The sequence below is a fragment of the Variovorax sp. AC103 genome (assembly GCF_979254005.1).
Map to the genome: position 1 here is coordinate 42,801 of NZ_CEEDFC010000034.1, position 10,951 is coordinate 53,751.

Here is a 10,951-nt window from a genome sequence, read left to right on the forward strand (position 1 = left end):
GGCGCCCACTGTACCCGAAGCACTGCGGCGGGCCGGCAGGGTGGTTCGAAGGACAAAGCGGCTAGCCGTGCCTCGCGGTCATTTGACGCCGTAGCGCCGCGCCGCGCGCAGCGCCGCCAGGCTCACCAGCACGCCGAATGCCACGTAGAACGACGGCGCGATCTTGCTGCCCGTGGCCGTGATGAGCCAGGCGCTGATGAACGGCGCAAAGCCGCCGAAGATCGCCACCCCGAAGCTGTAGCTCACCGACAGCCCGGTGCCGCGCGTGGCCGCCGGAAACAGCTCGGACATCGCCGCCGAGATCGGCCCCCAGTACGCCGAGGCCACCACGCCCATGGCGGTGAGCGCCAGCATCAGCGCCGGCACCGACGGGTGGTTCACCAGCAGGTAGAACAGCGGCACGATCATCACCCCCATGACCAGCGCCGCGCCGCGCATGATCGCCACGCGCCCCACCCGGTCCGACAGGCTGCCGAACAGCGGCACCAGCGCGAACTGCAGCACGCCGAACCAGAAGGTGCCCGCGAAGGCCATGGTCGCCGGCAGGCCCAGCTGGCGCACCGCGAAGGTCGGCATGAACAGCCCCGTGTAGGCCACGATGGTGGCCAGGATGATGAGCCCCATGGCCGTCAGCGTGCGACCGCGCTGGTCGACCAGCGTGGTGCGCACCGGCGTGGCTTCCTGCGCCGCGCGCTTGAACTCCAGGCCTTCGTCCAGATGGCGGCGGATGTAGAGGCCGGCCGGCCCGATCAGCAGGCCGAAGAAGAACGGAATGCGCCAGCCCCACGACAGCAGTTGCTCGGGCGTGAGCAGCGTGTTGAGCGCCATGCCGAAGCCCGCCGCCAGGAAGGTGGTGATGCCCTGGCTCGCGAACTGCCAGCTGGCGAAGAAGCCGCGCCGGCGCGGGTCCTGCTCGGCCAGCAGGGCGGTGGCGCTGCCGAACTCGCCGCCCGCGGCAAAGCCCTGCAGCAGTCGCGCCGCGATCACGAGCCCCGGCGCCCACAGCCCGATCTGCGCGAAGGTCGGCGACACCGCGATCAGCAGCGTGCCGCACAGCATGAGCGCCATCGACAGCGTCAGCGCGTTCTTGCGGCCCCGCGCATCGGCGTAGGCGCCGAGCACCAGCGAGCCGACCGGACGCATCACGAAGGTCACGCCGAAGGTGCCCAGCGTGATGAGCAGCGACACGCTCTCGTTCTCCGCCGGAAAGAACAGCTTGGAGATGGTCACTGCCAGGAAGCCGTAGATCACGATCTCGAACCACTCCAGGGCATTGCCGATGGAGATGGCGGTGATGACCTTCAGCGTGCTTTGCCGGACGGCAGGCTCGGCGGGGTCGGCGGCTCCGGACAGGGCGGCGGTGCGCGGGGCGAGGGTGCTCATGGTGCTGCGTGCTCCAGGGATGGTTGAACCGGACGGTCCGTGCCCGCTGCGGGCCGGACGCCGAAGTGATGCAGCACGTTGCGCAGCACCCCTTCGAAACAGGGATCGACACCGAGCACCCAGCTCGCACCGACGGCACCGGCGTTGAACACGCGGCCGCCCTGCGGGCGCTCCCAATAGATCATTTCGGCCGAGAGCCCGTCGAGCGACTCGGTCACGTTGGAGAAGTAGTCCAGGTACGCATCGAGGCGGCCGGGTTGCAGCCGGCGCCCCTGCGCGATGACCTCGATGCCGCGCTGCGCCTCGGGCAGTTGCTCGCCGGCCGGCAGCACATGCGTCATGCGGCGCAGCGTGGCCACGCTCAGGTCCCACTCGTGGCCGATGGCGCGCGGCAGGCCGCCGCCCGGCGCATGGCCGAAGGTCGCGCCGTCGGTCAGCCCCAGCGCATGCGGCTGCGTGAACAGGAAGTGCCCGGGCTGCGTCGCGTGGTACACGCCGAAGTCGCTGCCGTCGGCAAAGGCCCAGCCCGCCGATTCCAGCCCGATGAGCTCGGCGCACGAACGCCCGGCCTGGCGGAACTGGCCGCCGCGCGCCCAGTCCTGCGCGTGGTACTGCTCGCCGAAAGGGCCCGCAGGCGGACGGACCTTGGCAGCCTCCTGGGCGTCTTTGGAGTCTTCGGAGTCCTTGCCGTCTTCGTCTTGCGGCCCGAGCACCTTGCGCTGCTCCATCACCGTGCCCTCTTCGTCGTAGCTCACGCGCAGGTACATGGTGTTGCCCGACAGCACGATGGCCGTGCCGCCGCCAACCAGGTAGTCGTCGAGCCCGTCGCACGCCGGCAGCGACCAGTACTCGCTGTGGCCGTTGATCATCACGGTCTTGTAGGCCTTCAGCAGGCCCGGGTCGCGGTGCAGGTCGAGGTCACTCACCACGTCGTAGTCGTAGCCGGCCTGCTCGAGCCACACGTGCAGGCGGCGTTCCAGCCGGGTCCACTGGCTGAAGCCCGCGTCGGCCGGGTCGTACAGCGCGTTGGGGCTGGCGTTGGGCCACGGCATGCGCAGGCCGACCTGGTAGCTCGGCTGGCCGCCGCGGTGGTAGGTGTAGCTGCTGTACGCGGGCGCATCGGGGTGGCTGTTCTCCAGCCCGACCGAACGCCGCGGCCAGACCGGGTCGCTCGCCACGTTCTTCGCGAAGGGCGTGCTCGCGTAGGCCAGCCAGCTGTTGGTGGCACACAGCACCAGCACCGGCGCGGGGGCCCGGTGGGCGGCGCGGCGCACGATGAAGGTGATGTCGTAGTCGGCGGGCCGGCCGTCGAGCAGGAAATGCACGCGGCCCACGTACACGCCGGACTTCGCATCCGCCGGGATGCGAAAGGCGTGGCTCTCGGGCCAGCGGCAGTCGTAGAGGTCGTCGCTCGCCAGGCGCAGGCCGTGGCCGCGCGTGGGGTCGGCCAGCGGGTCGTAGCCGTCGTCCGAAAACTCGTTCACCCGCTTCGGTTCGAAGGCCGGGCCGACGATCATCCAGGTGCCGTGGTTGACGATGCGACCGGTGCGCTGGTGCCCGCTGGCGTCGGCCACCGTGTCGCCGCACTCCTCGCGCAGCGGCCAGCACGCCAGCACCGTGCGCCCGCGCGGCGTGTGCAGGCCGCGGTCGGCAAATCGCGCGCGCACCTCGTCGGGCCGCAATGCGTGCGAATAGATCGCGGGCATGACGATGTCGCCCTCGAGGAACGCATCCGCCAAGCCGTCGATGCCGCTGCTGCCCAGTCGCAAAGGGGCGTGGCCCGGCCGCAAGGGGCCGGCGAACGAGCCGCGCGCGACCGCCTCGCCGTCGACCCACAGCACCGTCTCGCTGCCGTCCCAGGTGGCGGCCAGGTGGTGCCAGCGCCTGGAGTGCAACATGCCGCCCGCGAGCCGGCCTTGCGCGCGGAACGTGCCGCCGTCGCCGAGATAGAACGCCGCGCGCCCGTCTTCATCGACGAACAGCCCGTAGCCGCAGGCGCCCGGCAGGTCGAACTGGCCGATGACGCTCTGGCGCGTGCCCGTGCTCCACACCTGCACCCAGCACTCCAGCGTGAGCGCGCGCAGCGGCTGGTCCAGCCCGCGCGCCACCTGCACGTAGGAGCCAGGGTGGATCGGATGCGCGCGCGCGGGCGAAGGTGCGAAGGCGTGCAGCACCGTGTCGGCCGAGCGGCCCTCGACGTCGGGGCCGAGCTGGCACACCGACAGCGTGTAGGGCACGTCGCTGCTGAGGTGAAAGCGCACCGTCTCGCCGGCGGCCACGCTCTTGCGGTCGGTGTAGCCATGCACGCCGGGCACGTGCAGGCTGCGGTGGGGCGGCAGGATCTGCGGCATCGGGGCGGGCGCCATCATGCGGAGGTGGCCAGGCCCTTGGCCGCGATCTCGTTCGCCAGGTCGCGCAGCGAGCGCTCCAGCAGGTCGGCCAGCTCGTCGATCTCGGCGGGCGTGATGGTCAGCGGCGGCGTGATCATCTGGAAGTCGCCGAAGGCGCCCAGGTTGGCGCGCCGGTTGTAGAGCGCGATGCCGTGCTTCAGCCCGTGCTCGGTCAGCCGCGCCGGCGCGTTGAAGCTGGCCGGCAGTTGCCGCTTCGTGGCCTTGTCGGCCACGATCTCGATGGCGGTGAAGAGCCCCTTGCCGCGCACGTCGCCCACGATGGGAGAGCGCTCGGCCACCTCGCGCAGGCGGGCCATCAGCAGCTCGCCCATGTCGCGCGCGCGGCTCACCAGGTCCTGCGCGATCACCTCGCCCACCACCGCATTGGCCACCGCGCACGACAGCGGGTTGGTGAAGTAGGTGTGTCCGTGCACGAAGCCGCCGCTGGCGGCGATGGCGTCGACGATGCGGTTGGGTGCGAGCATGGCGCCCAGCGGGGTGTAGCCCGCGGCCAGCCCCTTGGCCAGCGTGACGAGGTCGGGCCGCGCGCCGGCCCAGTGGTGCGCCGCCAGGAAGGCGCCGGTGCGCCCGGCGCCGCTCATGATCTCGTCGCAGATCAGCAGCACGCCGTGGCGGTCGCAGATCTGCCGCACACGCTGGAAGTAGGCCGCGCCCGACACCACCGCGCCGGTCGACAGCCCGCCGATGGGCTCCAGGATGAAGGCCAGCACGGTGTCGGGCCCTTCGCGCACGATGGCGGCCTCGAGTGCGTCGGCGCAGGCCATGGCATGCGACTCGACGGTGTGGCCGTCGGGCACGCGGTACGACAGCGGTGCGGGCACCTTCGGCATCTCGCGCACCATCGGCCCGTAGAGGGATTGGGTGTGCGCGTCGCCCGTGACGGCCAGCGCGCCCAGCGTGGAGCCGTGGTAGCTCGGGTTGCGCGAAATCACCTTGGCGCGGCGCGGCTGGCCCGTGACCACCGCGTACTGCCGCGCCAGCTTGAGGGCCGACTCGTTGGCCTCCGAGCCGCCCGAGACGAAGAAGGCGCGGTCGAAGCCCTCGCCGGCCAGCTTGCACACGCGGTCCGCCAGCTCGATGCTGTGCTCGCTCTCGAAGAAGCGCGGGTAGGCGAACGTCACCTGCGCCGCCTGCGCCTGCATGGCCGCCAGCACGCGCGGGTTGCCATGGCCGATGTTGGCGACCACCGCGCCGGCCGTCGCGTCGAGGAAGCGGCGCCCGCCCGCGTCCCACAGGTAGATGCCCTCGCCGCGCGCAATGCGCGGCGGCCGGGGCGTGCCCTTGGCGGCGTAGAAGCCGAGCACGGAGCCGCCCTGCGGCGTGTCGCCCACGGTGCGGGCGGTGTCTTCGATCGTGGCGCTCATCGAGGAAATTCCATTCGCATGTCTTGAAGGGCCTGACGATAGGCAAGGCACGCCCGCATGGGTAGACGTATGGAACGATGAAGTGCTATACGTCTGGCGCATGAAGAACACCCACGACCGGCTCGACCTGCTCGACACCTTCATCAAGATCGGCGAGAGCGGATCGCTCAGCAAGGCGGCGCGCCTGCTCGGCACCACGCAGCCCACGGTGAGCCGCCGCCTGCTGGAGCTGGAGCGCCTGCTGGGCTGCAAGCTGGCCATTCGCAACACCGCCAACTTCTCGCTCACCGACGAGGGCCGCTCGCTGCTGGCCGAGGCGCACGACCTGACCGACCGCTGGTCGGGCCTGTCCCAGCGGCTGCAGGGCGGGCAGAGCCGGCCCGAGGGCACGCTGCGCGTGATCGGCCCGTCGGGCTACGGCACCGGCTTCCTGACCGACGCGGTGACCGACCTGCGCGCCGCGCATCCGCAGGTGCGCGTGGAGCTCACGCTGACCGACCGCGTGGTCGACCTCGCGGCCTCCGGCGCCGAATGCTGGGTGTGCGTGGGCGAGGTCCGCGACCCCGGGCTGGTGAGCCGGCCGCTGGGCCGCATGGAGCGCGTGCTGATCGCCACGCCCGCGCTGCTCAAGCGCATCGGCCCCGTCACGCTGGCCCGGCTGCCGCAGCTGCCCTGCGTGGGCCTGGTGCCGTATGTGACGGGCAACGTGCGCCTGATCGATCGCGGCGGGCGCTCGCGCATGGTGGCGCTGGACACGCCCATGCGCACCGACAGCCTGCTCGCGAGCTACCGCGCGGTGCTCAACGGCGCGGGCATCGGCGCGGCGGCACCCTGGATGTGCCACGAAGACATGCAGGCCGGCCGCCTGAAGCGCGTGCTGCCGAACTGGTGGCTGGAGCCGATCGGCGTTTACGTGGCACTGCCGCCGGGGCTGTACCGGCCGGCGCGCGTCACGGCGTTCATCGAGGCGCTGCGCTTGCGCATGCACGCGCTGCCGGGGTTCCGGCCCGCGTGACCGAAGCGACCTAAGTCAGCGCGACCACCGGGTAGCGCCGCCACCCGAGCTCCGCGTGGCGCTGCCCGTGCGCGAACAGAAAGCCCAGCACCGCTTGCGGATCGGACAGCTGTTCGGGGTGGTCCGCCTTCCACTGCTCGAACTGCTGCTTCAACGCCGGTTCGTCCTCCAGCATCTGCAGCGCGGTGTCTTCGAAGACGTAGGCGGAGAAGGCCTCCTTCTTCTCCAGCACGCTGTTGAAGAAGCCCCAGCGAAAGAAGCTGTCGTGGGCTTCGGGCTCCAGCGTCTCGACCACGTAGCGGGCGTTGGGCTGGTCCAGCGACACCCACACGTCGCCCGCGCGCGCCTGGAAGGCCTCGGTGTACGTGGCCAGCACCACCCGGTCATGGAACATGTGGCCTTCGTAGGCGTTCGCGCGGGCGGTCACGTCCTGCACGCGATAGACCCGGACCGCGTCGAACAGCTGGTCGGCATCGAGGCGCCGCAGCGCGACGCCGTTCCAGGCCAGCCGCTCGAGCACTTCGCGCCAGGCCTGCGGTATCAGGTAGGCCGTGGGCGCGGCGACCACCACGTCTTCCACGCAGCGGTCGAAATGCACGATGTCCTTCTCCCAGGGCTGGTTGCGGTCGTAGGCCAGGCGCTGGTAGCTGCCGAGCCTGCTGGGCGTGCGAACCGCCTGGTAGCCCTTGAAGCGCAGGCTGGCCGGGCGGCTGTGGTCGTTGCGCCAGGTCAGCGGCCAGCGCGCCTGCTGCGCGGCGGCGGCCCGGGCATCGCGGCGCAGCGCCCGGATGCGCGGCGCATGCGCCACGGTGAACGCCAGCACCACCTCCACCAGCGTGCGCATGGCGGCCACGCGGTCGGCGTAGGGCTTGAGCATGTGGGTCTCGGGCATGAAGCCGATCGTGTGGTGCAGCGCGGCGTAGCCGGTGGAGAAACGCGGCAGGTCGAGAAAATCCTCGATGCCGTCGTCCGGCGTCTCGCCCAGCAGGTTCACGTACGGGCAGGTGGGCCAGCCGCGCTGTGCCATGTCGCCGTAGATCGCAGGCAGCATGCGCTCACGCAGGAAGCCGCCCAGCGCGCCGCCCAGCTTGTCGGGCTGGGTCGGGATCAGCGTCATGGTGCAGGCGTAGTCGGCGCCGTTCGAGGTGTGGGTGTCGACCATCACGTCCGGGTCCCACGCGGTGAAGAAGCGGTTGAAGACCTGGGCGGCCAGGCTGTCGCACTTGATGAAGTCGCGGTTCAGGTCCAGGTGCAGGCCGTTGCCGCGAAAGCCGAAGGACTCCGGCCCGAGCTGGTTCACGCGCGAGGTGCGCTGGCGGTTCACGCAGCCGTCCACGTTGTAGACCGGGATGAACAGGAACACCGTGTCGCCCAGCGCCGCCAACCGCTCGGGCTGCGTGCAGAAGTCGCGCACCAGCGCCATGCAGGCGTCGATGCCCTCGGGCTCGCCGGGGTGGATGCCGTTGTTGTTGAAGAACACGGGCCGGCCCTGCTGCCGGAGTGCCTCGCGCTCGAACACGCCGTCGGCCGTGACCACGCCAGCATGCATCGGCACGCCGGTGTCCGACACGCCGATCCGGCGCCACTGCAGCACGCCAGGAAAGCGCCCGGCCAGCTGTTCGTAGAAGGCAATGCACTCGGCCCAGGTGGCGGTCTGGTTGCCGTTGCCGATTTCGAAGGGCGTGGGGTGCAGGGTGTCGGGTGTGGCCGTCATGGAGAAATCCGCTCGTTCAACAACAAGATTCAGGGGCTGCGCAGCGTAGCAGGCTGCCGCGCGGACGCGCTCCAGCTACAGTAGTCGCCCCGATCCGGTCATCCAGCCCTTCTGCCAAGCGCTCACGCGAGCCGGACAGGTGCCGGACCAGGCCGCACAACACACATTCAAGGAAACAGAGTCATGGGCGCCCAATGGAAAGCGAAACACAAGGATCTGGCGGCCAATGCCAAGGGCCGGCTGTTCGGCAAGCTCGCCAAGGAAATCATGATCGCCGCGCGCAACGGCGCCGATCCGGCCTCCAACTCTCGCCTTCGGCTGGTGGTGGAGCAGGCCCGCAAGGTGTCGATGCCCAAGGACACGCTGGACCGCGCCATCAAGAAGGGCGCGGGCCTGACCGGCGAAGCGGTGCATTTCGAGCACGTGATCTACGAGGGCTTTGCGCCGCACCGCGTGCCGCTGATGGTCGAGTGCCTGACCGACAACGTGAACCGCACCGCGCCTGAAATGCGGGTGCTGTTCCGCAAGGGCCAGCTGGGCACCTCGGGCTCGGTGTCCTGGGACTTCGACCACGTCGGCATGATCGAGGCCGAACCCGCCAGGCCCGACGCCGACCCCGAAGTGGCCGCCATCGAAGCCGGCGCGCAGGACTTCGAGCCGGCCGGCGAGGACCACCCCGCGGTGTTCCTCACGGACCCCACCGACCTCGACCTGGTGAGCCGCGCGCTGCCGGCCCAGGGCTTCACCGTGCTGTCGGCCAAGCTGGGCTACAAGCCCAAGAACCCGGTCGATCCGGCGAGCCTGAGCGCGGAAGACCTGGAAGAGGTCGAGACCTTCCTGGCGGCCATCGACGCGAACGACGACGTGCAGAACGTGTTCGTGGGCCTGGCGGGCTGAAACACAGGCCGCCATGAAAAAAGCCGGCCTCTTTCGAGGCCGGCCTTGCGTTCGGAACCGGAAAACCCGGGTCAGAAGCTCAGAACGGAATGTCGTCGTCCATGTCGTCGAAGCCCGACGACGACTTGGCCGGGGCCTGGCGCGGTGCCGGCGCCGGAGCGCGCGGTGCGGCTGCAGGCGCACGCGGGGCGTAACCGCCACCGCCACCACCGTTGCCGCCACCACTCGCACCGCCGCCGTTGCCGCCTTGCGAATAGCCGCCACCACCGCCGCCACCTTGCGAGTAGCCGCCGTCGTCCTCGGGACCGCCCGCCGGGCCGCCCATGCCTTGACGGCTGCCGAGCATCTGCATCTGATCGGCGCGGATTTCGGTGGTGTACTTTTCGATGCCGTCCTTGTCGGTCCACTTGCGCGTGCGCAGGCTGCCTTCGACGTACACCTGCGAGCCCTTGCGCAGGTACTGGCCGGCAATTTCGGCCAGGCGGCCGTTGAAGACGATGCGGTGCCACTCGGTGGCTTCGCGCATTTCGCCGCTTTGCTTGTCTTTCCAGCGATCGGTGGTGGCCACTGTGACGTTCGCGACCTGGTCGCCGCTCGGGAAGGTCCGCATTTCGGGGTCGCGCCCCAGGTTGCCGACGACGATGACCTTGTTGACCGATGCCATATGCACTGCCCCTGATAAGTAGATGAAGGAGAAGGAAAAGAACCGGAGATTGTGCCCCAGGCCACCCGCCAGACGCGCCCCGAATGCGCCCGACTGCCAGAATGGACCGCATCGATGAACCGCGAACCTGACTTTTTCGAGCACCTGCGCACCGAGTTGCGCGGCGGCCGCATCTGGCTCGACCGGGCCATCGTGCTGGGCTACGCCATTGCGGCCGGGCTCTTCGTGGTGGGCTTCACCTTCGCCAGCGACTGGGTCTTCGGCCAGTTCCACCGCTTCTACCGCGCCTGGCCCTGGGCGGTGCTGCTGACCACGCCGCTCATCACCGCCGGCATCGTCTGGGCCACGCTGCGGTTCTTTCCCGGCGCGGGCGGTTCCGGCATTCCGCAGATCAAGGCGGCGCTGCACCCGGACCTGCCCGAGGAACGGCGCTCCATGTTCGCCTCGCTGCGGCTCACGGTCGCCAAGATCGGCCTGGGCGTGGCCGGCTTCGCGGCCGGCCTGTCGATCGGGCGCGAGGGCCCCTCGGTGCAGGTGGCGGCCGGGGTCATGCAGCACGCGCGGCGCTGGCTGTCGCCCCACACCGCCATCGATGGCCGCGCGCTGCTGGTGGCCGGCGGGGCCGCCGGCATCGCGGCGGCGTTCAACGCGCCGCTGGCGGGCGTGGTGTTCGCCATCGAGGAGCTGTCGGGCCGGCTCGAGGCCCGCTCCAGCGGGCTGATCATCACGGCCATCGTGCTGGCGGGCCTGGTGGCGGTGTCGGCCTTCGGCAACGCCAGCTACTTCGGCGTGATCCGCGTGCAGCGGCTGGGCTGGGACGCGCTCGGCCCCGGCCTGCTGGTCACCCTGCTGAGCGGCGCGGCCGGCGGGCTGTTCGCGCGGCTTCTGATCGCCTCGCTGACCGGGGCGGCCCACGGCGCACCGGGGCGCCTGCACCGCTGGCGGGCACGCTTTCCGGTGCGCTTCGCGGCCGCCGGCGGGCTGGCGGTGGCGGTCATCGGGCTGGTGACGGGCGGCGTCACCTTCGGCGCGGGCTCCGAGGCGGTCAAGCAGATGCTGCAGGGCCACGACGAGCTGACGCCGCTCTATACCGTGCTGAAGTTCGTCGCCACCTGGCTCACCGCCTGGTGCGGCGTGCCGGGCGGCATCTTCGCGCCGTCGCTGTCGATAGGCGCAGGCATCGGCGACGCGGTGGCCCGGCTGGCCGCCGGCGACCTGGGGCCGGCGCTCATCGCCATGGGCATGGCCGGCTTCCTGGCCGCGGTGACGCAGGCGCCCCTCACCGCCTTCATCATCGTGATGGAAATGGTGGACGGCCATTCGATGGTGCTGAGCCTGATGGCCGCGGCCATGCTGGCCAGCCTGGTGTCGCGCATGATCAGCCGCCCGCTGTACGACACGCTGGCCGAGCACATGGTCGACCGGGCCCTCGGTCAGCCCGGACCCAATCAGCTCAAGTCGTACACCCGCGCGGGGATGGGTCCTTGTCAAGGCCGTCAGTGT

General features: G+C 70.5%; 8 protein-coding genes. 3 read left to right on the top strand and 5 right to left on the bottom strand.

Going from position 1 to position 10,951, the window contains the following annotated elements; genetic code table 11:
• Positions 1-78: 78 nt before the first annotated feature.
• From AC0IYU_RS32655 to AC0IYU_RS32665, 3 genes are read right to left on the bottom strand one after another with little or no spacing between them, the layout of a single operon-like run.
• Positions 79-1,383: an MFS transporter gene (locus AC0IYU_RS32655; RefSeq protein ID WP_472125899.1), complete on the bottom strand. Its 1,305-nt coding sequence runs from the start codon at positions 1,381-1,383 to the stop codon at positions 79-81.
• Complete coding sequence (locus tag AC0IYU_RS32660) at positions 1,380-3,752, bottom strand: N,N-dimethylformamidase beta subunit family domain-containing protein (RefSeq protein ID WP_472125901.1); 2,373 nt, start codon at positions 3,750-3,752, stop codon at positions 1,380-1,382. The genes AC0IYU_RS32655 and AC0IYU_RS32660 overlap by 4 nt, the downstream gene beginning before the upstream one ends.
• A complete protein-coding gene (locus AC0IYU_RS32665; RefSeq protein WP_472125904.1) occupies positions 3,749-5,158 on the bottom strand; it encodes an aminotransferase family protein in 1,410 nt (469 codons plus the stop codon). Before AC0IYU_RS32665 ends, AC0IYU_RS32660 begins: the two co-directional genes overlap by 4 nt.
• 100 nt (positions 5,159-5,258) lie before the next feature.
• Between AC0IYU_RS32665 and AC0IYU_RS32670 the strand changes: the two genes are divergently transcribed.
• Positions 5,259-6,173, top strand: coding sequence for a LysR family transcriptional regulator (locus AC0IYU_RS32670; protein WP_472125907.1), 915 nt, complete (start codon positions 5,259-5,261; stop codon positions 6,171-6,173).
• Between the two features lie 10 nt (positions 6,174-6,183).
• Here the strand turns inward: AC0IYU_RS32670 and AC0IYU_RS32675 are convergent, their stop codons facing one another.
• Positions 6,184-7,887, bottom strand: coding sequence for a M14 family zinc carboxypeptidase (locus AC0IYU_RS32675; protein WP_472125909.1), 1,704 nt, complete (start codon positions 7,885-7,887; stop codon positions 6,184-6,186).
• A 183-nt stretch (positions 7,888-8,070) separates the two neighbouring features.
• Between AC0IYU_RS32675 and AC0IYU_RS32680 the strand changes: the two genes are divergently transcribed.
• The gene (locus AC0IYU_RS32680) at positions 8,071-8,784 is read left to right on the top strand and encodes a YebC/PmpR family DNA-binding transcriptional regulator (RefSeq protein WP_435438929.1); all 714 of its coding nucleotides are present in this window, start codon (positions 8,071-8,073) and stop codon (positions 8,782-8,784) included.
• 79 nt (positions 8,785-8,863) lie between these two features.
• On the opposite strand, the gene ssb is transcribed toward AC0IYU_RS32680, so the two are convergent.
• Positions 8,864-9,448: a single-stranded DNA-binding protein gene (gene ssb / locus AC0IYU_RS32685; protein ID WP_472125911.1), complete on the bottom strand. Its 585-nt coding sequence runs from the start codon at positions 9,446-9,448 to the stop codon at positions 8,864-8,866.
• Between the two features lie 114 nt (positions 9,449-9,562).
• Here ssb and AC0IYU_RS32690 point away from each other — a divergent pair.
• Positions 9,563-10,951: chloride channel protein (locus AC0IYU_RS32690; RefSeq protein WP_472125914.1), on the top strand; the 1,389-nt coding region annotated here is incomplete at its 3' end.

Coding starts and splice junctions, on each gene's coding strand:
- AC0IYU_RS32655 (WP_472125899.1), bottom strand. CDS start 1,383: ATGAGCACCCTCGCCCCGCGCACCGCCGCCCTGTCCGGAGCCGCCGAC.
- AC0IYU_RS32660 (WP_472125901.1), bottom strand. CDS start 3,752: ATGATGGCGCCCGCCCCGATGCCGCAGATCCTGCCGCCCCACCGCAGC.
- AC0IYU_RS32665 (WP_472125904.1), bottom strand. CDS start 5,158: ATGAGCGCCACGATCGAAGACACCGCCCGCACCGTGGGCGACACGCCG.
- AC0IYU_RS32670 (WP_472125907.1), top strand. CDS start 5,259: ATGAAGAACACCCACGACCGGCTCGACCTGCTCGACACCTTCATCAAG.
- AC0IYU_RS32675 (WP_472125909.1), bottom strand. CDS start 7,887: ATGACGGCCACACCCGACACCCTGCACCCCACGCCCTTCGAAATCGGC.
- AC0IYU_RS32680 (WP_435438929.1), top strand. CDS start 8,071: ATGGGCGCCCAATGGAAAGCGAAACACAAGGATCTGGCGGCCAATGCC.
- ssb (WP_472125911.1), bottom strand. CDS start 9,448: ATGGCATCGGTCAACAAGGTCATCGTCGTCGGCAACCTGGGGCGCGAC.